General features: G+C 54.9%; 20 protein-coding genes and 1 tRNA gene. 9 read left to right on the forward strand and 12 right to left on the reverse strand.

Annotated features, from left to right (window positions below):
- Position 1: 1 nt before the first annotated feature.
- On the reverse strand, positions 2–2,221 hold the full coding sequence (locus B6S09_RS01025; RefSeq protein WP_094276637.1) for an ABC transporter permease subunit: 2,220 nt from the start codon (positions 2,219–2,221) through the stop codon (positions 2–4).
- Between the two features lie 155 nt (positions 2,222–2,376).
- Between B6S09_RS01025 and B6S09_RS01030 the strand changes: the two genes are divergently transcribed.
- The 3 genes from B6S09_RS01030 to ppx all read left to right on the forward strand — a co-directional run bounded on the left by B6S09_RS01030 (position 2,377) and on the right by ppx (position 6,502).
- Positions 2,377–2,877 carry a glycine cleavage system transcriptional repressor gene (locus B6S09_RS01030; RefSeq protein WP_094276638.1) on the forward strand — a complete coding sequence of 167 codons (501 nt, stop codon included), beginning with the start codon at positions 2,377–2,379 and terminating at the stop codon, positions 2,875–2,877.
- 76 nt (positions 2,878–2,953) lie between these two features.
- Positions 2,954–5,008: a polyphosphate kinase 1 gene (ppk1, locus tag B6S09_RS01035; RefSeq protein WP_094276639.1), complete on the forward strand. Its 2,055-nt coding sequence runs from the start codon at positions 2,954–2,956 to the stop codon at positions 5,006–5,008.
- A gap of 6 nt (positions 5,009–5,014) precedes the next feature.
- Positions 5,015–6,502, forward strand: coding sequence for an exopolyphosphatase (gene ppx, locus B6S09_RS01040; protein WP_094276640.1), 1,488 nt, complete (start codon positions 5,015–5,017; stop codon positions 6,500–6,502).
- Between the two features lie 63 nt (positions 6,503–6,565).
- On the opposite strand, the gene tadA is transcribed toward ppx, so the two are convergent.
- On the reverse strand, positions 6,566–7,072 hold the full coding sequence (tadA, locus tag B6S09_RS01045; RefSeq protein ID WP_094276641.1) for a tRNA adenosine(34) deaminase TadA: 507 nt from the start codon (positions 7,070–7,072) through the stop codon (positions 6,566–6,568).
- A 167-nt stretch (positions 7,073–7,239) separates the two neighbouring features.
- Between tadA and B6S09_RS01050 the strand changes: the two genes are divergently transcribed.
- A tRNA-Pro gene (locus B6S09_RS01050) sits at positions 7,240–7,316 on the forward strand.
- Positions 7,317–7,445: 129 nt separating this feature from the next.
- Here the strand turns inward: B6S09_RS01050 and B6S09_RS01055 are convergent.
- The 7 genes from B6S09_RS01055 to B6S09_RS01085 form a co-directional block, all read right to left on the reverse strand.
- Complete coding sequence (locus B6S09_RS01055) at positions 7,446–7,907, reverse strand: GNAT family N-acetyltransferase (RefSeq protein WP_094276642.1); 462 nt, start codon at positions 7,905–7,907, stop codon at positions 7,446–7,448.
- A 122-nt stretch (positions 7,908–8,029) separates the two neighbouring features.
- A complete protein-coding gene (arsJ, locus tag B6S09_RS01060; protein ID WP_243832747.1) occupies positions 8,030–9,238 on the reverse strand; it encodes an organoarsenical effux MFS transporter ArsJ in 1,209 nt (402 codons plus the stop codon).
- Between the two features lie 12 nt (positions 9,239–9,250).
- The gene (locus B6S09_RS01065; protein WP_094276643.1) at positions 9,251–10,264 is read right to left on the reverse strand and encodes an ArsJ-associated glyceraldehyde-3-phosphate dehydrogenase; all 1,014 of its coding nucleotides are present in this window, start codon (positions 10,262–10,264) and stop codon (positions 9,251–9,253) included.
- A 132-nt stretch (positions 10,265–10,396) separates the two neighbouring features.
- Entirely contained in the window at positions 10,397–11,365 is a 969-nt protein-coding gene (locus B6S09_RS01070) for a PstS family phosphate ABC transporter substrate-binding protein (protein WP_094276644.1), read from the reverse strand.
- A 232-nt stretch (positions 11,366–11,597) separates the two neighbouring features.
- The gene (phoR, locus tag B6S09_RS01075) at positions 11,598–12,914 is read right to left on the reverse strand and encodes a phosphate regulon sensor histidine kinase PhoR (protein ID WP_094276645.1); all 1,317 of its coding nucleotides are present in this window, start codon (positions 12,912–12,914) and stop codon (positions 11,598–11,600) included.
- Positions 12,915–12,921: 7 nt separating this feature from the next.
- Entirely contained in the window at positions 12,922–13,611 is a 690-nt protein-coding gene (phoB, locus tag B6S09_RS01080; RefSeq protein WP_094276646.1) for a phosphate regulon transcriptional regulator PhoB, read from the reverse strand.
- Between the two features lie 90 nt (positions 13,612–13,701).
- A complete protein-coding gene (locus tag B6S09_RS01085; protein WP_094276647.1) occupies positions 13,702–14,136 on the reverse strand; it encodes an N-acetyltransferase in 435 nt (144 codons plus the stop codon).
- Positions 14,137–14,312: 176 nt separating this feature from the next.
- Here B6S09_RS01085 and rdgC point away from each other — a divergent pair, with 176 nt between their 5' ends.
- The 3 genes from rdgC to trhP all read left to right on the forward strand — a co-directional run bounded on the left by rdgC (position 14,313) and on the right by trhP (position 17,396).
- Positions 14,313–15,221 carry a recombination-associated protein RdgC gene (gene rdgC / locus B6S09_RS01090; RefSeq protein ID WP_094276833.1) on the forward strand — a complete coding sequence of 303 codons (909 nt, stop codon included), beginning with the start codon at positions 14,313–14,315 and terminating at the stop codon, positions 15,219–15,221.
- A gap of 281 nt (positions 15,222–15,502) precedes the next feature.
- On the forward strand, positions 15,503–15,907 hold the full coding sequence (locus B6S09_RS01095) for a YgiW/YdeI family stress tolerance OB fold protein (RefSeq protein ID WP_094276648.1): 405 nt from the start codon (positions 15,503–15,505) through the stop codon (positions 15,905–15,907).
- A gap of 100 nt (positions 15,908–16,007) precedes the next feature.
- Positions 16,008–17,396: a prephenate-dependent tRNA uridine(34) hydroxylase TrhP gene (trhP, locus tag B6S09_RS01100; protein WP_094276834.1), complete on the forward strand. Its 1,389-nt coding sequence runs from the start codon at positions 16,008–16,010 to the stop codon at positions 17,394–17,396.
- A gap of 56 nt (positions 17,397–17,452) precedes the next feature.
- On the opposite strand, the gene B6S09_RS01105 is transcribed toward trhP, so the two are convergent.
- Positions 17,453–17,875: a hypothetical protein gene (locus tag B6S09_RS01105; protein ID WP_134113946.1), complete on the reverse strand. Its 423-nt coding sequence runs from the start codon at positions 17,873–17,875 to the stop codon at positions 17,453–17,455.
- Between the two features lie 506 nt (positions 17,876–18,381).
- Here B6S09_RS01105 and B6S09_RS01110 point away from each other — a divergent pair.
- On the forward strand, positions 18,382–18,633 hold the full coding sequence (locus B6S09_RS01110; protein WP_094276650.1) for a YfhL family 4Fe-4S dicluster ferredoxin: 252 nt from the start codon (positions 18,382–18,384) through the stop codon (positions 18,631–18,633).
- A gap of 34 nt (positions 18,634–18,667) precedes the next feature.
- Here the strand turns inward: B6S09_RS01110 and B6S09_RS01115 are convergent, their stop codons facing one another.
- Positions 18,668–19,843 carry an MFS transporter gene (locus B6S09_RS01115; protein ID WP_166670249.1) on the reverse strand — a complete coding sequence of 392 codons (1,176 nt, stop codon included), beginning with the start codon at positions 19,841–19,843 and terminating at the stop codon, positions 18,668–18,670.
- Between the two features lie 118 nt (positions 19,844–19,961).
- On the reverse strand, positions 19,962–20,471 hold the full coding sequence (locus B6S09_RS01120; protein ID WP_094276652.1) for an acyloxyacyl hydrolase: 510 nt from the start codon (positions 20,469–20,471) through the stop codon (positions 19,962–19,964).
- A 128-nt stretch (positions 20,472–20,599) separates the two neighbouring features.
- On the opposite strand from B6S09_RS01120, the gene suhB reads away from it, so the two are divergent.
- Positions 20,600–21,403 (forward strand): inositol-1-monophosphatase, encoded by an 804-nt coding sequence (gene suhB / locus B6S09_RS01125; protein ID WP_094276653.1) that lies wholly within the window; start codon positions 20,600–20,602, stop codon positions 21,401–21,403.
- Positions 21,404–21,571 lie beyond the last annotated feature (168 nt).

Raw genomic sequence — 21,571 nt, forward strand, 5'->3', positions numbered from 1 at the left:
CTTACATTGAGCTGTACTTGTCACGCAGCCGCTGACGCACGAACTCCGCAACCGTGTTAAACAGGAAGGTGAAGACAAAGAGCACAAAGGCCGCCAGGAACAGAACCCGGTAGTGAGAGCTGTTCACCTCTGCTTCCGGCATTTCCACCGCAATATTGGCGGCAAGGGTACGCATGCCGTTAAAGATGCTTAAATCCATAACTGGGGTATTGCCGGTAGCCATCAGTACAATCATGGTTTCACCCACCGCACGACCCAGGCCCATCATCACCGCAGAGAAAATACCGGGGCTGGCAGTCAGCATCACCACCCGGGTCAGGGTCTGCCAGGGCGTGGCACCCAGTGCCAGCGAGCCATTGGTCAGGTGACGGGGCACCGAGAACACGGCATCTTCGGCAATAGAGAAAATGGTCGGGATAACCGCAAAGCCCATGGCAATACCCACCACCAGAGAGTTACGCTGGTCAAAGCCAATACCCAGTTCGTTGGTCAGAAAGCCGCGAGCATCGCCGCCGAAGAACAGGTTTTCCACTGCCGGACTGAAGGCAAAACAGGCCCAGCCTACCAGTATCACCACCGGCAGCAGCACCAGGCTCTGCCAGCCTTCAGGCACGGCGTTACGCAGACGTTTGGGCAGGTAACACCAGGCAAATGCCGCGAGCAATATGGAAGCCGGCAGTAACACCAGCACCATCACCACACCCGGTAAATGGCTTTCAATCAGCGGAGCCAGCCACAGACCGGCGAGAAAACCCAGGATTACCGTAGGCAGGGCTTCCATGATCTCCACCGTTGGCTTAACCACCTTGCGCAGCCCGGGAGACATGAAATAGGCGGTGTACACGGCCCCGGCTATGGCAATCGGAACTGCAAACAGCAGGGCATAAAAGGCCGCCTTGAGGGTCCCGAAGGAAATGGGCACCAGACTCAGCTTGGCTTCAAAATCGCTGCTGCCGGAAGTGGACTGCCAGACAAACTGGGGCTCGGGATAGCCTTCATACCAAACCTTGGTCCACAGTGCATTCCAGGTCACTTCAGGATGCTCATTTTCTACTTCAAAAGTAGAAAGCCGGCCACCTTCTGCTATCAGTAACAGATTGTTACGCGGCGACAGAGCCAGGGATGATACATCCTTGCCGGCCAGCTTTTCGGAATAAAGGTGGGTGTCACCTGTGGTATGGAAAATATCCACCTCACCACGGGTGCTGACGGTAACGAAACCTTTACGGTTACTTTCGTTAGCCATGCTGCTCACCGGGCCGGAAGCCTTGAAATCGCGAATAAAAGTAAACTCGCGCTTACCGTCTTTCGCCACTTCAAACCACTGTGAAATCACACCGTTATCATTGCCGACCATGAGTGAGTTGCCGCCGGCCAGCAACATCATGGTACTGATGTTGCCCCCTTGGGCATTCATAGGAATGACGGAACGCAACCGCACCTGATTGATGTTACGCACATCATATACGGATACATCATTACCACTGCGCACGAACATAAAGCGAAGGTTCGGGGTCACCAGCATCTGGTCTACCTGCGCCGGCAGGCTGGGAATAGCCACCTGGGTTGGGCTCAGTTCTACTTCACCGGTAAGGAAATTCTCCTTGCCCGAGAAGCGGGTAAGCACCATATCCCCACCGGCCACCACAGCGGCGGCCAGCACGTCTTCGCCATTGCTTGCAAAACTCAACCGCTCCAGTGCCCTACCCTGTTTATCAACCTGCAGGGTAGCTTCACCAAATGGGTAAGTCAGGCCGGGGGTAATGGTGCGCACATTGTCCGGATAGCTGACATTAAACTTAGGCGCCAGTACCCGCATGGTGCCGTCATTCAGCCCATAGGCGACCATAGACTTATCATTATTTGCCGCCGCCGTGGCGATCTCATCCTTCACTTCTGTGCGGCTGAGCAGCCCGCCATCGTGCAGCAGAGAGTAGAACCGTACGGTGCCACTTTCAGAAAACACGAATGCCTGCTCATTTTGCTCTTCCACTCCCAACAACAAAGGAGTCCCTTCTCCGGCAAGCGCAAACTCGCCCTCCGGGGTTACCCGGGCACCGTCGAAGATAGGCTTAACCACATATAACAAATAAAAAAAGATCAGCAGTAACGCCACCAGCACAACAATGCCACCGGCGGTTACGCCCATCTGAGCCGCTCTGTCCTTAAGCCAGCGTCTGCGGCTGCCGGTCAGGGCCATGGTCTGAATTTGGGTTGACATTCCGTCACTCCGTTTGTTTTGCAACTGCCTGCATTCTATGGCGGTGAAATGACATTTTTGTTACAGAGCACAAAAGGCGCAAGCTCGCCTGTAAAAAAATCCAGCGGGGTGTATCTTGAACAGTGCAATGTTTTCATTACTTAAGGAGAGAGCCCATGAAAACCCTGGTCGCCACCCTGATAGGTCCCGATAAAACCGGCCTGGTCCGGCAGCTAGCAGCTCTGGTTCGCCAGCATCACGGCAGCTGGCAAGGCAGTGCAATGAGTGAGCTGGCCGGCTATTTTGCCGGTATTGTAGAAATTCGTGTCCCCGCCGAACACAGTGCAGCCCTGGAAAAGGCCCTGGCCTCTCTGCCTGATTTCCAGGTACAGCTGGTTGAAGGCAAGAGTCCCTCCCCACAAGGCCAGCAACTGCGGCTGACCGTGACCGCCAATGATCGGGTCGGTATTCTTGATGAAGTCACCGACATCATTAACAGCCTGAATATCAACGTAAAAAGCCTTAAAACCGACAGCCACCCGGCCCCAGTTACCGGTATTGCCCTGTTTGAAGCACAGAGCACCCTGACCCTGCCCCATGGTCAGACACTGGGAGATCTGCAGCAACGGCTGGAAGCCCTGAGCGATGATTTAGTAGTGGATATTGAGCTCACTTAGGCTGTCATTAAAATGTCATAATCATTTGTCATAAAACAAACCTAAAAATGGTGAAGCAGATATAACGGGAATAATAATGGGCACGGAAAAATGGTACCTGGAAAAAGAACTCAGCTGGCTGTCATTTAATGAGCGAGTATTACAGGAGGCCATGGATAAAAGTGTCCCCCTGATCGAGCGGGTGCGCTTTCTGGGCATCTTTTCTAATAATCAGGATGAGTTTTTCCGTGTACGTGTAGCCGATATAAAACGCCGGGTCATGATTGATGCAGACCAGGGAAAAATCAACGGGGCCGCCTCACTGCTGCAGCAAATTCAGCAGAAAGTAGTGCGCCTCGGTGACACTTTTGATGAGGTCTATAAAGAGCTTATCGTTACCCTGGCACGACAGAACATTTTTCTGCTGAATGAATGCCAGCTTGATGCCGAACAGGAAAGCTGGGTAAGGCGTTATTTCGAGAATGAAGTACGTGCCTACCTTTCCCCCATTATCCTGGACCACGGCATCGATCCGGTTCGTTTTCTCAAGGATGAAAACACCTACCTGTGTGTAGGCATGAATAAACAATCCCTTCACCATTATGCCCTGGTGGAGATCCCCACTGATGTACTGCCCCGCTTCGTGGTGCTGCCTCCGGGAAAAAGCCGGCGTAAAAAAAGCATCATTATTATGGATAATGTCATTCGACTGTGTCTGAATGAACTGTTTGCCGGCTTTTTTGAATACGATGAGATCAACGCTTACTCCTTTAAAATGACCCGGGACGCGGAATATGATCTGTCGGATCAGCTGGATCAGAGCCTGCTGGAAAAAATGAGTGACGGCCTCAAGCAACGGCTGACGGCCCTGCCGGTACGGTTTGTCCACGACCGTGAAATGCCCCCCGAAATGGTACAGGGGCTGGTGCGCCGGCTGCGTATTCAGGGCCACGACACCGTGATGCCCGGCGGCCGCTACCACAACTTCAAGGATTTTATCGGCTTTCCCAATGTGGGACGCAAACACCTGGTGAACCGGCCATTGCCGCCGCTGCGCTGCCGGGAATTCCGCGACAGCCCCTCCTCCTTTGACGCCATTCGCCGGCGCGATATTCTGTTGTATTTCCCTTACCACAGTTTCAGTCACGTCACCGAGTTCGTACGTCAGGCATCCTTCGATCCGGCCGTGGTCGGCATCAGAATGAATGTGTACCGGGTCGCCTCAATGTCACGCATCATGTATTCACTGATGGATGCCGCCAACAACGGCAAGAAGGTGACCGTGGTGATCGAGCTGCGCGCCCGTTTTGACGAGGCGGCCAATATCGAATGGGCCAAGCAGCTGACCGAAGCCGGCATTACCGTGGAATTCGGTGTACCCAGCCTGAAGGTCCACTCCAAGCTCTGTCTGGTCACCCGGCGGGAAGAAGGACGGCTGGTGCAGTATGCCCATATTGGTACCGGTAATTTCAACGAGAAAACCGCCAACATTTACACCGATTTTTCACTGCTCACCGCCAACCAGGAGATCACCGGCGAGGTGGCGGCAGTGTTCGACTTTATCCGTCAGCCTTATCAGCGCACCAAGTTCCAGCACTTGCTGGTCTCCCCGCTTAATCACCGGCGTGGGGCCTATGCCATGATCGATGCGGAAATCGCCAATGCCCGCCAGGGCCTGCCGGCCCGTATTATCCTCAAGCTCAACAATCTGGTGGACAAGGGGCTTATCCACCGGCTCTATGGTGCCAGTCAGGCCGGGGTCGATATCGATATCATTATTCGTGGCATGTGTTCACTGATGCCCGGCGTCCCCGGGATCAGTGAACGTATTCGCGCCATCAGTGTCGTTGACCGCTTCCTTGAACACCCCAGGGTGATGGTGTTTCACAACAACGGCCAGCCGCGGGTCTTTATTTCCTCGGCCGACTGGATGACCCGCAATATGGACTTTCGTGTCGAGGTGGCCACGCCCATTCTGGCCCCCGAGCTGCGCCAGCGCATCATCGACCTGCTTGAGCTGCAACTCAACGACACCTGTAAAGCCCGGATAATAGACGCCGGCCAGAGTAACCGCTACGTCACACGGGGAAACCGGCGTAAGATACGCTCACAAACTGCCACTTATGACTACCTTAAAGCGCTGGAGGGATAAGCGCCCATGACCGATCAGTACGTTGCCACCATCGACCTTGGCTCCAACAGCTTTCACATGGTGATCGCCCGCTATCACGGTGATAGCCTGCGCATTGTCGACCGGCTGAAGCAACGAGTACGTCTGGCCGATGGCCTGGACGATGACAACCGCCTTGGCCAGGAGGCCATGGAGCGAGGACTGGAATGCCTGAGGCTGTTCGGTGAACGGCTGCATGGTTTTCCTTCCACCCGGGTGCGGGTAGCAGGTACCTACACCCTGCGCGAAGCAATTAATGCCCAGGAATTCGTACGCCGGGCCCAGAAAGTACTGGGCTTTCCCATCGACATCGTCAGCGGCAACGAAGAAGCCCGCCTCATCTATCAGGGCGTGGCCCATACCCAGCAAACCCAGGGCCAGGTGCTGGTGATTGATATCGGTGGCGGCAGTACCGAGCTGATTATCGGCCAGGACTTCGATTGCCGGCACGTTTCCAGCCGCAGTATGGGCTGTGTCAGTTTTACCCGCCAGTTTTTTGCCGATGGAGAGCTCAGTGAAACGCGTTTCTCCCAGGCCATAGAAGCAGCCGAATACCAGCTGGTGCCGGTGCTCGGTCGTTATCTGGATCTGGGCTGGGATCAGGTGCTCGGCAGCTCTGGCACCATCAAGACCCTGCTGGAAATATGTGCCGCCGCCGCCAATGAGCCGGTCATTGATCTGCCCGGGCTGCTGCACCTCAAGGGATTACTGATCCAGGCGGGACATATCGATCAGGTGGACATTCCCGGCCTGAGCGAAGATCGCAAACCGTTGATCGCCGCCGGCCTGTCCATCCTGCTCGGCATTTACCGAAGCTTCAACCTTGAACGCATGGGCTTCTCCGACGGTGCGCTGCGTGAAGGTCTGCTGCATACCTTCTTCGACCGGGTCAAGCATCACGATATTCAGCTTAACACCCTGCAGGCGCTCAGCCGGGAATACGAAATTGATCAGCGCCAGGCCGCTCGGGTACGGGACACCGCCGGCGTCCTGTTCAATCAGGTATGCGATGCCTGGCAGCTCGATATGGATTTTGGCAATCTGCTGGGATGCGCCGCTCAGCTGCACGAAATTGGCCTGCACATCAACTTTACCGGGGTCCATCGTCATTCCGCCTACATTATCGGTAATGCCGACCTGCCCGGATTTACCCAGGAAGAGCAGAAGGCGCTGGCAGCACTGGCGCGTTTTCACCGCAAGGCACTCAAGCTATCCGAACTGGAGCCACTAAATTACCTGCCGGAACAACAGTTGTGGCGCCTGGTGCGACTGCTCCGGCTGGCGGTGGCCCTGCATCGTCGCCGACAGGATGGAATACTGCCGGAACTGCTGCTGGAAGTCAGCACCGATGACGAGCTGCGTCTTCACCTGCCCGCCAGCTGGTGCAACAGCAATACTCTGCTATTCACCACCCTGGAGCGGGAACAGGCCTATCAGGACAAGGCCGGCTGGAAGCTGACGCTGGTACGGGCATAAATCTGCCCGTTTGCCACCAGTTCAGCGAAGAAACACAAAAGGTTAACCGGTGCGAACAGCAAATTAACCATCCGTTGAAGAGCATTCAGCCGCCAGTTTTCTGGCGGCTTTTTTTTCCGCCCTGCGGCGCTTGAAGAAATTGCTGAGCTGGATGGAGCAGTCTTCCGCCAGCACCCCCGCCAGCCAGTCGATGCGATGGTTAATGCCCGGTGTGGCCAGCAGATGCAACACGGAGTCCACAGCCCCGGTCTTGGCATCACTGGCACCGTACACCAGCCGCTGAATACGGCTATGCACCATGGCTCCGGCGCACATGATGCACGGCTCAAGCGTGACATACAACGTGCAGTCCAGCAGACGGTAATTGCCCAACCGCTGACCGGCCCCGCGCAAGGCCATAATCTCGGCGTGCGCGGTCGCGTCGTGATGGCCGATGGAGCGATTCCAGCCTTCCCCCACGCATTCACCGTTATGCACCACCAGTGCCCCTACCGGCACTTCTCCTTCCTGTTCGGCCCGTGCCGCCAGCGCCATTGCCCGGCGCATCCAGTATTCGTCTTGCTCTTTCATTCACCGCCTCCTGAAGGCGGGTATTATGGCAAAAGCCGGCCTCGCTGCAAGCAATGCGATAAAAGGCCGAAAAAAACATCATCACGAGTAATAAAACGTCAAACAAACGAAAAATAGAAAAAGAGGCTTGCAGCCAGTCAGGCAGGTCTTTATAGTTGCTCCCGATTCGGCGTGTAGCGCAGCCTGGTAGCGCACTGTCATGGGGTGTCAGGGGTCGGAGGTTCAAATCCTCTCACGCCGACCAGATCATCCTCAAAAAGCCCACCTTATGGTGGGCTTTTTGCATTCCAACCGAACTTATTGTCCGAAGCATTTTTAGACCCCGTTTCCACGGGGCATAACAGGAAGCGTGATTGCTCTGCTGGCATACGGCCTATGGCTTGAACTCCATCAGCAATATCTGCACCGGCTGACCATGGCGCTCACGCCGCCGTTGCTCAACCGCAGTAAATCCCATCGCTTCGAAAAACGGACGGGCATTAATACTGGCATCACAATAAAGCCGGTACAGCCCTCTTGATGCGGCTTCGGCTTTAAGCCGCTGCATCAGGGCCCGGCCAATGCCCTCACCCTGACGTTCATGGTGAACATAAAACAACTCGATACGACCATCATCATCCAGCTCGGCGAAGCCGAGCAACTGCTTTCCTTCCATCGCCACCAATGGCCGGGTGCGAATAAAACGGCTGACCCAACGCGGCTCGTCATACTCCTCAGGTGCCCATACCGCCAGCTCGCTTTCGCTGTAATCGGCCTGGCTGATCCGGTGCACGGTATCGTGGAACAACTGCCAGATACTGCCCGTTTCACCACTGTGGATCTTCCTGATTTCCATAATTGCTCCTGCTCTGATACTGCTTACATGCTTCCTCCTCTATATAGCCACAGTTATTGCCAATAAAAAAGTGGCCTTACAGCCACTTTCCGTCCCCTGATACCATTTCTTATACTTTTGGGCTAAGTGCGGCACGCTGTGCCCGGCTTAAGTCGGTGCGTAAACACCGCGGCCATCAGCAAAAAACCACAGGAAATCCATAAGCAGGCAATTAACCCGGCCTGTTGATAGACCCAGCCCGACAAGAGCGTACCCAATAACCGCCCGCCGGCATTGGCCATGTAGTAAAAGCCCACATCCAGCGACACGCCGTCTTCACTGGCGTGGCTGACAATCAGATAACTGTGCAATGACGAGTTCACTGCAAACAGGGCACCAAACAACAGCAGCCCGCCGGGCAACAGCCAGTATGGGCTCACTCCTGCCGACAGCCCCAGCGCTATCAAGGCCGGCACCAGTGCCAGCGGCAATACCCAGCCCAACGCCGCCTGTACGCCAGGCACAGTGCCTGAGCGTTTTCCGGTCAGGTAAGGTGCCAGTGACTGGATCAGGCCATAGCCGATAACCCAGCTTGCCAGAAAGCCGCCCACCTGCCAGTGATCCCACCCGAACACCGTGGCCAGATACACCGGCAGCGCCACCACGAACCAGACATCCCGTGCGCCGAACAAAAACAATCGCGCAGCCGAGAGCAGGTTAATATTGCGGCTCTTGGAGAAAATATCCCGAAACCTGGGCTTGGCTTTGGCCCGGCCCAGCTCCTGCTTCAGCAGGACCAGACTTGCCAGCCAGACCAATGCCAATGCCGCTGCCATGGCGGCCACCGCGCTGGTAAAACCAAGTACCGTCAGCAACCCCCCGCCAAGAAAAAAGCCCGCTCCCTTAAGGGCGTTTTTAGAGCCGGTAAGCAGGGCAACCCAGCGATACAAGCTGCCTTCGGCACTCTTTGGCACCAGTAACTTAATGGCGCTCTTGGCGCTCATCTTGTTGAGATCCTTGGCAATGCCCGACAGTGCCTGAGCTGCCATCACCCAAGGCACCGTCAGCCAGGCCGCCGGCACCAGCAACATAGCCAGTGCTGCCACCTGCAGCACCAGCCCCAGGTTCATGGTACGGTTTAACCCAAGTCTGGCACCCAGCCAGCCTCCGGCCAGATTGGTGATAATCCCGAACAGCTCGTAAAACAAAAACAACAACGCAATCTGTAACGGCGCATAACCCAGCTCATGAAAGTACAGCACCACCAACATGCGCAACGCGCCGTCGGTCAGGGTAAACGCCCAGTAGTTGCCAGTAATAAGCGCGTACTGGCGAACATCGGCAGACAGCAAGCCCGCCACCGCTCAGCGGACCTTGTCGAGCAGGCCGACCTTATACGCCAGCTCGGCGGCGCGGTTGGCATAACCCCATTCATTGTCGTACCAGACATACAGTTTGACCTGAGTACCGTTCACCACCATGGTAGAAAGCGCATCGATAATGCCGGAACGCGGATCAGTTTTATAATCCACTGACACCAGCGGCCGCTCTTCATAACCCAAAATGCCGTTCAGCGCTCCTTCTGCAGCCTGTTTCAGTAACGCATTGACTTCTTCCGCCGTGGTGGCCTGCTCGACTTCAAACACACAGTCGGTCAGCGAGGCATTGGCCAGTGGCACCCGAACGGCATGCCCGTTAAGCCGGCCTTTCAGCTCGGGAAAAATATGAGTGATGGCGGTGGCCGAACCGGTGGTAGTCGGGATCAGGCTTTGACCACAGGCCCGGGCCCGGCGCAAATCTTTATGGGGCGCATCAAGAATGGTCTGGGTATTGGTAATGTCATGAATGGTAGTCATGGAGCCATGCCTGATCCCCAGCTGTTCGTGGATCACTTTTACCACCGGTGCCAGGCAGTTGGTCGTGCAGGAGGCGGCGGTCACAATAGGGTGTTGCTCAGGATCGTACAGGTGATCATTCACCCCCATCACCACGTTGAGCACGCCGTCTTCCTTGACCGGAGCCGTCACCACTACCCGCTTGACCCCTTGCTCAAGGTAAGCCGCCAGCAGGCGTTGCGTTTTCATTTTGCCCGAGGCTTCAATCACCACATCACAGCCAGACCAGTCGGTTGCGGCAATGGTGTCGTGCTGTGTACAGCCAATGCGCTGCCCACCCACTATGATGCTCTGCCCATCGGCATGAGCTTCATGCTGCCAGCGGCCGTGTACCGAATCAAAATTCAGCAAATGCGCCAGAGTAACGGCATCGCCGGCGGGATCATTTATGTGTACAAACTCCACATCTTCCCGGTGCCAGGCTGCACGCAGAGCCAGCCGCCCCATGCGACCAAAGCCGTTGATTCCGATTCGTATGGCCATTGTAATACTCCTTGAGTACGTTAATTTATCAGTGTCACCGGCGAGGATATATGAAAAAACGTATAAGTTAAATGTGAAAAAAGCCCCGGATGACCGGGGCTCAGACAAACAATGTTGAAGAAAAAGGAAACCTTACAGGCCCAGCTTTTTCAGGTCGGCTTCTACCACAGCGGCAGGAACCGGTACATAGCCGTCTTTATCTACGATTTGCTGACCCTGCTTGGATAACATCAGTTTAACGAACTCAGCTTCCATCGGACCCAGCGGCTTGTTCGGGTGCTTGTTGACGTATACGTAGAGGAAGCGGGACAGCGGGTATTCACCGCTGATGGCGTTATCAGAGTTGGCTTCCACATAATCGGTAGAGCCGGCTTCAGCCAGCGGCACAGCACGTACACTTGAGGTGCTGTAGCCCAGACCGGAGTAACCGATGGCGTTCAGAGAGGAAGACACAGACTGCACAACAGAAGCGGAGCCGGGCTGCTCGTTCACGTTATTCTTGAAGTCACCCTTACACAGAGCCTGATCCTTGAAGTAACCGTAAGTACCGGACACAGAGTTACGACCATAGAGCTGGATATCACGGTTGCTCCAGTCGCCATCCAGGCCGGTCTGGCCCCACTGGCTGATTTGCTCGGCCATACCACAGGCCAGCGTGCTGGAGAAAATCGCATCAACCTGATCCAGGCTCAGGCCTTCAATGGGGTTGTCTTTATGGACAAATACCGCCAGCGCATCGATGGCAACACGAATGGCTGTAGGCTTGTAGCCATAGCGCTTTTCAAACGCTTCAATTTCATTGCTCTTCATGGCACGGCTCATCGGGCCGAACTGGGAAGTGCCTTCAGTCAGGGCGGGCGGAGCAGTGGACGAACCGGCAGCCTGGATTTGTACGTTTACGTTGGGATACTGGCGTTTGAACTCTTCGGCCCACAGGGTCATCATGTTGGCCAGGGTGTCAGAGCCAACAGAAGACACGTTACCGGAAACACCACTGACTTTCTCATAATCCTTCAGCGAAGCATCAACAGCAGCTGAAGCGGAAGTGGCCGCCATGGCCAGGGTCAGTCCCAGTACACTTGCCAGTTTGTTCAGTTTCATCCTTAATCTCCAATAAGTTCGGTCTTTTAAGACGCGGCCAGTATTGCCGCCGGTAATGACAATCCTATGAAGACAAAGTGACGGTTTTATGACAAGCCATATAAATGTCATACCGGCAAAAGCAGAAATAGATGGCATGCTTCACCAGAGAGAAAATAGCAAAACCGTCAGCAAAAAAATTCCGGCCCTGAGGCCGGAATAAATAGTTGATTAACAGCTTAAAACAAACGGCTCAGTCACCTTGCTGTGTACCGCCATCGGTGACCAGCAAGCGCGCGGGCAGGCGGAAGCTGAAACAGCTGCCTTCACCGGTACGACTTTCAATCTCAAGGTGACTGTCATGATGGCTGAGGGCATGTTTAACAATAGCCAGTCCCAGTCCGGAGCCACCAGTCTGACGGCTGCGGGCCTTGTCCACCCGGTAAAAACGCTCGGTAAGACGGGTAATATGCTCAGGAGCAATCCCATCACCATCATCCGTGACGGAAAAGCAGCCGAGCTCACCCTGACGAGCCCACTCCACTCTGATATGACTGCCATCCGGTGTGTGACGCACCGCGTTATAGACCAGGTTGGAGGCGGCACTGCGCAACTGCTCCGGCTCTCCCCGTACCTTCAGGCCCGGCTCAATCACAAAACTGAAGCGGTGCCCCCGCTCACCACTGAGCGCAACCGCCTCCTGCTCCAGCATCTGCAACACGGCCGGCATATCCACTACCCGGCTAAAGTCAGGCTGAGTCGCCGCTTCATAGCGGGTCAGGGTCATCAGCTGGTTAACCAGCGCATCCATCCGCTGGGTTTGTTCCAGCAACACCTTCTGGGTTTTCTGCCAGCGTTGCTCCGATGGCAGTTCTTCCAGCATTTCCAGATAACCTTTCAGCACCGTCAGTGGTGTACGTAATTCATGGGAAACATTCGCCACAAAGGATTTACGTACCTGCTCCAGGCTTCTCAGTCGGGTAACATCCCGGACCACCAGCAGCGCCTGATCTTCGGTATAGGGCATAATGCGGCACTCCAATAAACGCTCTTCGCTCAGTGGTGATGGCATTTCCAGCGGTTCGCGAAAATCCGCTCGCTTCATATAGCTGATAAACACCGGCATCCGGATAAGGTTGCCAATATGCTGGCCGGCATCGTCGGGCCAGCGAAATCCCAACAACTGCTGAGCCAGCTTATTGCACCAGATGATGCTGCCATCCCGGCGAATAACCACGGCCGCATCGGGCAAGGCCTCGGCCCCTTCACGAAAACGACGCACCAGCCGGGCCAGTTCCCGACGACGGGCACGCTGACGCTGCTGCAGCCGGTAAATGCCATTGAAAATTCCTTCCCAGCTGCCTTTGCCTTCAGGCGGCGTCATGCTGCGGTCCTGCCACAGCCATACCGATAACATATGCTGGAAGCGGTAATGCATTGCCAGCTGGATCACGGTTCCGGCCAGCAGACCAGCAGCCAGATTGCCGGCCAACAGACCGGCCAGTCCCAGAAAGGAGTAAAACAGGGCCCATCGCCACCATCGGCTTTGGCCGGTATTGTGTTGCTGCATCAAAGCCTCATGGGCGCACAGAGAAACGGTAGCCGGCACCCCGCACCGTCTGGATCAGCTGATCATGTCCGCTGGCGGAAATGGCTTTACGCAACCGGCGAATATGCACATCCACGGTGCGATCTTCCACAAATACATTGGTGCCCCATACGTTATTAAGCAACTGTTCGCGGCTGTATACCCGCTCCGGATGGGTCATAAAGAAATGCAGCAATTTGAATTCGGTCGGGCCCATATCAAGCTGCTGGCTGGCAGCACTGACTCGGTGGCTGAGAGGATCGAGGCGCAGCCCCTGCACTTCAATGACATCTTCCACCGAAGTGGGAGCCACCCGGCGTAATACTGCCTTGAGACGAGAGGTCAGCTCTTTGGGAGAAAACGGCTTGGTAATATAATCGTCAGCACCGACATCCAGCCCTTTTATTTTATCTTCTTCTTCGGCACGGGCGGTCAGCATAATCACCGGGATCTGACGGGTCAGCTCATCCTGTTTCAGGTGTTTGATAAACTGAATACCACTGCCCCCGGGTAACATCCAGTCCAGTAAAATAAGCTCGGGATAAGGCTCTTTAATCATCTCCAAAGCCTGATTGTAATCTTCGGCTTCCAGCGTTTCGAACCCCTTTTCTTCCAGTACGAAACACAGCATTTCACGAATGGGAGCTTCGTCCTCAACCACCAGTATTTTCCGTGTCATTCTTACCCTGCCTCTTGGTATGGATCTTTTTAGCTCTGGCCATTATTGGAAGCAAGTATGACATTTTTATGAAACCATGACGTAAAGGTTTCACGATAACGTGCTATTAAACCCCATACACAACTGAGGCTGCCCGGTACCCGGGTCGGTACTTTCATCGGTAACGGCAAATCCGTGCTGACGATAAAAGTTCACAGCAATGTCATTTTCGCAATAAACCTTAAGCAACAACTGCCTTCTCCGGCGTTTGGCCGTGGCCATCAATGCCCGGCCAATTCCCCGCTGCTGACAGTCGGGCCGCACAAACAAGGCGGCCAGATAATTATCTGCCAGGGCGACAAACCCCTGTATATTGCCCTCCCGTTCATATACCCACACCTCTGCCAAGGGCAGATAGCGCGCACGCATTTGCTCCTGCTGCTGCCACCAGTAAGCGGCTGGCACAAAGTCGTGTGCCTGCAATGACGCAAGCAGCCATACATCCAGGATGGCATCGGTATCTTCCGGCCTGGCCTGTCGTATCATGACGCATTCCTTCAGGGCTGACTGATAACTTCAATTGTATGGACTCACAGCCTGCCCGCGCGGAGATTTATGCACCTCTGTGAGCAGGATCCGCCTTTATGATCCAGGAATGAACACTGATCACAAAGTCGGATTACAGTACAATGCCGGTTTTTCGGCTCGTGACCGAGGACGCCATGTGGTTTAAAAATCTGCAAGTTTACCGTTTTACCCGCCCCTTTGAGCTCAGCCTGGAAGAGCTGGAAACCCAGCTTGAAAGCATGACCTTCAGTCCCTGCGGCAGTCAGGACCAGGCCAAATTCGGCTGGATTTCCCCTCTGGGAAAACAGGGACAAGCCCTGACCCACAGCGCCGGCAATCAGATTCTGCTGTGTGCAAAAAAAGAAGAAAAAATGCTGCCGGGCTCTGTCGTCAACGATGAAGTGGCCGAGAAAGTGGAATTACTGGAAGCCGAGCAGGGTCGTGCACTGAAGAAAAAAGAAAAAGATGCCATCAAGGAAGAAGTTATCGTCAGCCTGCTGCCCCGGGCTTTCAGCCGTTTTCAACAAACCTGGGCCTGGATTAACCCTGACGATGGGTTTATCGCCGTGGATGCCAGCTCCGCCAAGCGCGCCGAAGATCTGCTGGCGCTGCTGAGAAAATGTACTGGCAGCCTGCCGGTGGTTCCGCTGGCCATGACCACGCCGCCCGAACTGACCCTGACTGACTGGTTAAAAGAAGGCGCAGCGCCCGCCGGTTTTGCCCTGGAAGACGAAGCCGAGCTGCGCTCCGCGCTGGAGCATGGCGGGATTATTCGTGCCAAACAGCAGGATTTACTGAGCGAGGAAATGAAGGCTCATCTCGACGCCGACAAACTGGTCACCAAGCTGGCTCTGAACTGGTCCGAGACCATCAGCTTTATTCTTGGTGATGATATGAGCATCAAGCGGCTCAAGTTTTCGGAAGAGCTGCGCGAGCAGAATGATGATGTCACCAGCGAAGATCCCGCCGCTCGCTTTGACGCCGACTTTGCCTTGGTCACCGGAGAGCTGTCCCGCTTTATTCCCGAACTGATCGACGCCATGGGTGGTGAGGAAAGCCGTTAACCGAGTTGCCAGGACACTGGCCGAACGCCGGGCAAGGGGAACGCCCGGCTCGCCGTAAATCCATCCATGGTGGTAACAGACCGCCATGGATGGAGGTCAGGACGAACAGGCAACATCGACGTTTCACGCAGCAACAAAGCTGCCCCTTCTGTATGACGAAAGCTGTCCTACACTTTTCATTTTCAACACGTTCCTGTCCGGTTGTCACCGGCAACGACGGTTTCCTTCGCAAATGGACACCATACTATGGTGTCGTCATATTCCATGAAAGGAACGTCTCCATGCGTCACTGTACTCTTGCCGGCCTGACAGGGCTGCTATGGCTTTCCGCCCTGCCCGCCCAGGCTCATGACGATGGCTATCGCCACAGTTACAAACATGAAGCGGATTATCATGGTAAATACAGACACGAATACCGCAGAGACCCTCTGCCCATCACCACGGTAGCCGAAGCCCGCCACCTTGCCGACGACAGCCGTATTATTCTTTCCGGTCGAATTGTGCGCCGGCTGGACGATGATGAGTTTTTGTTCAGTGACGGTACCGGCACCATCAAAATAGAAATGGATGACGATGACTGGCGTGATCTGCGCCGGCACCGGCGAAGCCGCATTCTTATCTGGGCCGAAGTGGACAGGGACGATGACCACACCGAACTGGAGGTAGAGCGGGTTCGCCCGGCATAACACTAACCATGACTCGAAATTGCCGGCACATGAGAGTAAAATGCCCACCCCGGCCGCCATCAGGTGGTGGCCTGCTGACCTGACATCAGACGAGAACATTATGTTTGTACCCGAATTACTCTCCCCCGCCGGCTCTCTCAAAAACATGCGTTACGCCTTTGCCTATGGTGCCGATGCTGTATACGCCGGACAGCCCCGCTACTCCCTGCGGGTGCGCAACAACGAATTCAACCACGAGAACCTGCAGATTGGCATTAACGAAGCTCATGCACTCGGCAAGAAGTTCTATGTCGTGGTCAATATTCAGCCTCATAATGCCAAACTGAAAACCTTTCTGCGCGACATGAAACCGGTGGTGGACATGGGCCCGGATGCGCTGATCATGTCCGACCCCGGCCTGATCATGCTGGTACGCGAGCATTTCCCGCACATGCCCATCCACCTGTCGGTACAGGCCAACGCTGTTAACTGGGCCTCGGTCAAGTTCTGGCAGGACTATGGCATCGAACGGGTGATTTTGTCCCGGGAGCTGTCACTGGAAGAAATTGAAGAAATTCGCCAGCACTGCCCTACTATTGAGCTGGAAGTGTTCGTACACGGTGCCCTATGTATGGCCTATTCCGGCCGCTGCCTGCTGTCAGGCTACATCAACAAGCGCGATCCCAATCAGGGAACCTGTACCAACGCCTGCCGCTGGGAATATAAAGTACACGAAGCGAAAGAAGACGATGCCGGCCAGATCGTACACAAGCAGGAGCCCATTATGGTGCAGCCGGTGGAAGCTGAACCCACCCTGGGTGCCGGCAAGCCACACGATCAGCCGGTGCTGCTGGAGGAAGGCAACCGTCCTGGCGAGTATATGGCCGCTTATGAGGACGAGCACGGCACCTATATTATGAACTCCAAAGACCTCCGGGCAGTACAGTATGTAGAACGCCTGACTCAAATGGGTGTGCACTCCCTGAAGATTGAAGGCCGTACCAAGTCCTTTTATTATGTCGCCCGCACCGCTCAGGTGTACCGTAAGGCCATTGACGATGCCGTAGCCGGTAAGCCGTTCGACTCCACCCTCATGAGCACCTTGGAAAACCTGGCGCACCGCGGCTATACCGAAGGTTTCCTCAAGCGTCATGCTCACGGTGACTACCAGAATTACGACTACGGTTATTCAGTCTCTACCAGCCAGCAGTTTGTCGGCGAGATCACCAACCGCAACGGCGACTGGGTAGAAGTAGAAGTTAAAAACAAGTTTCTGGTCGGTAACAGCCTGGAGCTGATGACCCCCAAGGGCAACATCACCTTTACCCTGGAGCAAATGAAGAATCGCAAGGGTGAGCAGGTTGATGTGGCCCCGGGTAACGGCCATGTGATGCATATTCCCATTGATGCCGATATTGACGTCACTTACGGCATTCTGATGCGTAACCTGGGTGAACAGCAAAACACCCGTAACCCGCATACAAAACAAGCCGACAGCATTGAAGGATAACTGTGGCATGCGAAACCGGGGCTGAGCGCCCCTTTTCGCTTACTTCATTCCTTTAATTACTTCAGCCACCCCATCGCTTCCATTAGCTGCGCCATCGTTTCATTCACCTTCTGATTAACAAACATGGCGCGGTTTGCTGCTGGATCCGGATCGGGAAAGAAAGCAGCATCCAGGCCTTTCACCAGACCATGGGCCAACGGAAAATAACTGTCTGGTCCGGCTGTGACTGTCTTTTGCAACTCGGGCCTGAGCAGTTCTTTGGCTGACGCATCAGTAATAATATCGGCGGCAGTGGCCAGTTTATTGGCATGGCTGGCTTGCTGCCACTCCAGGGCCGTTGCCTGATGCAAGGTACCGCCTTCATGCCACTCTGCAGCATGTGCAGCGGATGTAACGGCAAGATACTCCGGGGCAAGCGTACTCATGCCCAGTGTTAACACCAGGCCTGATATGGCCATTTTAAATTTTGTTTTTATCACACTCATCTCCGTGCTTATTATGCCGGATAGCGCTTTTTCACTGGCGCTTTCCGCCGCTATCATACAAACTTAAATCACAGGTAATACCTTTAAAATCATAGTATTATGCAACACCTCCTGCTTATTAACCAGTTTTATGGCCAGCATAAATGTCATGCCGGAGCCGGCCTGGCACATAGGTAACAACACAAAAGCGTATGTAAGCCGGCAGTATGATATGACTACCACTCAGCGCTCAAATATTCATCATCATGGGGCTTTGCACCGGTTTGTGTTACAGTTCGCGTCATCTCAACACCTCGTAAATAAGCGGAAAACAGCAAAGGCTCATACATGCCGGTTTGTTACCGATACTAAAGCGTCTTGTGTTGCTGTTTTATGTTACTGGGTAGGGTTTTTCATCATGCTTAATACTGTATGCCCTCACAGTTAAGTGTGTGATCGTGCGGAACTACAAAGCGGCATAAGTCATTGAAAGAAAAGGATATTAAAGGCAAGTCATTGAAATGGCACTATTAATTAAAGATAACTGTATCAATTGCGACATGTGCGAGCCGGAGTGCCCTAACGGTGCCATTTATTACGGGCCGGAGATCTACGAAATAGATCCGGATCTGTGCACCGAGTGTGTCGGACATTACGATAAACCAACCTGCATCAGCGTCTGCCCCATCGACTGCATCATTAATGACCCGGAGCATCAGGAGACCGAAGAGCAATTGTGGGACAAGTTTGTGATCCTGCATCCTCCGCAATAACAAAACCGGCCATTAAGGCCGGTTTTGTTCGTGCTTACCTGCCGGGCTCGGGCAGAGCTTCATTACTGGGCATCAGGAACCACACCACCAGTCCGGCACAGGCCAGCAACAGCCCTCCCAGCACCGGCTGATTCATTTGTGGCAGCATACCTTGCCCCAGCAGGAACAGGCCTCCTCCCAGATTGGAACAGCCCCCCAGCAGGGCTCCTGCGGTACCGCTGTGCTGCGGAAAAGGAGACACTGCGGCAGACGTGGCCACCGGAAACAGTAATCCGGCACCGGCGAAATAAAGACCGCCGCCGGCCACCAGCCCCACCAGCGCTCCTTCCGCAGAGAAACTACCTGCCAGCACCAGCAGAGCACCACTCAACAGCCCCAGACAGGCCCATCCCTGCATACGCCGTACCGACCAGTTGGACGCCTTGCAGGAGGCCAGCATGGCACCACCAAAATACAGGGGTAGAGGCAAAATAAACAACAGGCTGATCTCGGTGCTGGTCAGCTGATGCTGTGCCGCCAGTACACTGAACACCGCTTCATAAAGGATAAGGCCAGCGAAAGTGGCGATCAGCATGCCGAGCTGACGACGAAAGCTGCCATGATGCAATACATGTTGATAGGCAGGCAGCATGGGTTGCACATGCCGCTGCGCAATGGGCAGGGTCTCTCGAAACCACATCATCATCACCAGCAAAATCACCAGTCCCAGCGTCAGCAGGAAGCCATACATGGATTGCCAGCCATAATGCAGATTGAGCCAGCCACCGGCCAGGGGGGCCAGCAACGGGGCCAGCATGATTCCCATCGACACATAACCGTTGTAACGCACCAGCTCGGCACCGTCAAAGCGGTCGCGCATAAGACTGCGGCACAGGCTGCCGGCCGCCGCCGTGCCCGCGCCTTGCACAAAGCTGCCGACCAGCAACATGGAGTAGACCGGAAACAGCAGGATCAGGGCCGATCCCAGCGCATACACCGATAAGCCGGCCAGCAATACCGGGCGACGACCATGACGATCCGACAGCGGCCCATAGATAAACTGGAACAGACCATACGGCACCAGATAAAACGCCATCACCAGCGGCAAGGCCTGGTCGCTAACCCCCAGGGAATCGGCCATATCACCCATGGCGGGCACATAAAGTGTCTGGGTCATCTGACCCGCAGCCACCATCAACACAGTCAGCAATACCAAGGACAGGCCCGGCATGAACGTTTTCTCCCGAAAAATGAGCAGGCACATGATAAGGCTCACATCATAATTAAGGGACAAATCCACTGGCAATGAAGATTCATACGAGGTTTTATAATGGCCAGACTCAGTTTTTCTAATCGAGCCGGTAGCGATAGCTGATGCCCCAGGTAGTCAGACCGTCATTGGGCTGTTTTAGTCCGGCGTTAGACAGGTGCCAGGCCTCCAGTGCCAGGCTGTGCCGGCCCAGCATCACTCCCAGGCCTGCCCGGCTGTTGAACTGCAACTGGGTAGACAACTCCCGCTCTCCCAGCCGGGTCTGGTTTATCCAGGCCGGTCCCACTCCTGCATACAGCAGCGGGCTCAGCCCCGGACTATCCCACATATACACCAGACCAGGCACCAGGCTGATTTGTGTCAGCTCATCGTCGTCCGAGGTCCAGTAACTGCCATCCAGGTTAAGTGTTATATCAAGCTTTCCCGAACGTATTGTCCGCCATTCCTTCTGCCACTGTATTCCCAGCCCGTAGCGCTCGGCACCATCTCCCCAACCTGCGGAAATCCCCCCTGCCGGAGTTCCTCCCCCCAAAACCGGGAACGGCAGCACCAGCAAAACGGCCCATAGCCAGAACTTGCCCTGATCCATCACGGCTTACCTCATCCTTACCAGTCTGTGTGAATTTTAGACAGCCATTTTAATCCTTGCCTGCCTTGTCGACGCTGGTATAATTCGCGCTCGAATTTTGTTCTTTAACATCAAGTGGGTCTTCTCATATGCATCCGATGCTGAATATTGCGGTGCGCGCAGCGCGTAACGCCGGTCAGGTTATCGTCAAGGGTTTTGCCAATCCGGACAATCTGGAAACTCGCCAAAAAGGCCAGAACGATTTCGTTACCAATGTCGATCTTGACGCGGAAAGTGCCGTAATAAACACCATTCGTAAGTCTTACCCCGAGCACACCATTATTGGTGAAGAGTGCGGTGAGCTGACTGGCAGCAATCCTGACTACCAATGGATTATTGACCCCCTTGATGGCACCACCAATTTCATGAAGGGTGTCCCCCACTTCGCTGTTTCCATCGCCCTGCGGGTGAAAGGCCGCACTGAGCAGGCCGTTATCTACGACCCGATCCGTGATGAACTGTTCACCGCGAGCCGTGGCTCCGGTGCCCAGCTCAACGGCTACCGGATCCGTACCGGCAAGGCCAAAGATCTGACCAACACCGTGCTGGCCACCGGCTTCCCGTTCAAGCAAAAACACCAGGCCGACGCCTATCTGGCCATGTTCAAAGACCTGTTCGTACAGTGTTCCGACATTCGCCGTGCCGGAGCTGCCAGCCTGGATCTGGCCTATGTCGCCGCCGGCCGTGTTGATGGTTACTGGGAGCTGGGTCTCAAGCCCTGGGACACCGCCGCCGGCAGCCTGATTGCCCGTGAAGCCGGTGCCATCGTTACCGACTTTGTGGGTGGCCACAACTTTGACCGCAGCGGCAACGTGGTCTGTGCCAACCCCAAGGTACTGAAAGTAATGCTGTCTACCATTCGTGAGCACCTGCCCGAATCTCTGGCCAACTAAACCCGGCCAGCAGCAAACATGCAAGCCCCGCCCGATGCGGGGCTTTTTTGTACCTGCGAGCCCGGGCAGCCCAGACCAATAACAAGGTTTACCCCCTGCTGAGCCGCCGAATACCTGTCTTTAGCACCGTCATTAGCTGGCAAACGGTTATCAGTATGCAGATAATGC

Source organism: Oceanimonas baumannii, assembly GCF_002245495.1.
GTDB classification, from domain to species: domain Bacteria; phylum Pseudomonadota; class Gammaproteobacteria; order Enterobacterales; family Aeromonadaceae; genus Oceanimonas; species Oceanimonas baumannii.

Excerpts from the sequence above, each read along its gene's own strand:
- ppk1 (WP_094276639.1), top strand. The coding sequence starts at position 2,954 with ATGGGCACGGAAAAATGGTACCTGGAAAAAGAACTCAGCTGGCTGTCA.
- phoB (WP_094276646.1), bottom strand. The coding sequence starts at position 13,611 with ATGACACGGAAAATACTGGTGGTTGAGGACGAAGCTCCCATTCGTGAA.
- B6S09_RS01115 (WP_166670249.1), bottom strand. The coding sequence starts at position 19,843 with ATGCCGGGCCTGTCCTTGGTATTGCTGACTGTGTTGATGGTGGCTGCG.
- phoR (WP_094276645.1), bottom strand. The coding sequence starts at position 12,914 with ATGCAGCAACACAATACCGGCCAAAGCCGATGGTGGCGATGGGCCCTG.
- B6S09_RS01070 (WP_094276644.1), bottom strand. The coding sequence starts at position 11,365 with ATGAAACTGAACAAACTGGCAAGTGTACTGGGACTGACCCTGGCCATG.
- rdgC (WP_094276833.1), top strand. The coding sequence starts at position 14,313 with ATGTGGTTTAAAAATCTGCAAGTTTACCGTTTTACCCGCCCCTTTGAG.
- B6S09_RS01095 (WP_094276648.1), top strand. The coding sequence starts at position 15,503 with ATGCGTCACTGTACTCTTGCCGGCCTGACAGGGCTGCTATGGCTTTCC.
- B6S09_RS01085 (WP_094276647.1), bottom strand. The coding sequence starts at position 14,136 with ATGATACGACAGGCCAGGCCGGAAGATACCGATGCCATCCTGGATGTA.
- B6S09_RS01055 (WP_094276642.1), bottom strand. The coding sequence starts at position 7,907 with ATGGAAATCAGGAAGATCCACAGTGGTGAAACGGGCAGTATCTGGCAG.
- B6S09_RS01065 (WP_094276643.1), bottom strand. The coding sequence starts at position 10,264 with ATGGCCATACGAATCGGAATCAACGGCTTTGGTCGCATGGGGCGGCTG.
- ppx (WP_094276640.1), top strand. The coding sequence starts at position 5,015 with ATGACCGATCAGTACGTTGCCACCATCGACCTTGGCTCCAACAGCTTT.
- B6S09_RS01025 (WP_094276637.1), bottom strand. The coding sequence starts at position 2,221 with ATGTCAACCCAAATTCAGACCATGGCCCTGACCGGCAGCCGCAGACGC.
- trhP (WP_094276834.1), top strand. The coding sequence starts at position 16,008 with ATGTTTGTACCCGAATTACTCTCCCCCGCCGGCTCTCTCAAAAACATG.
- B6S09_RS01120 (WP_094276652.1), bottom strand. The coding sequence starts at position 20,471 with ATGGATCAGGGCAAGTTCTGGCTATGGGCCGTTTTGCTGGTGCTGCCG.
- suhB (WP_094276653.1), top strand. The coding sequence starts at position 20,600 with ATGCATCCGATGCTGAATATTGCGGTGCGCGCAGCGCGTAACGCCGGT.
- B6S09_RS01030 (WP_094276638.1), top strand. The coding sequence starts at position 2,377 with ATGAAAACCCTGGTCGCCACCCTGATAGGTCCCGATAAAACCGGCCTG.
- tadA (WP_094276641.1), bottom strand. The coding sequence starts at position 7,072 with ATGAAAGAGCAAGACGAATACTGGATGCGCCGGGCAATGGCGCTGGCG.
- B6S09_RS01110 (WP_094276650.1), top strand. The coding sequence starts at position 18,382 with ATGGCACTATTAATTAAAGATAACTGTATCAATTGCGACATGTGCGAG.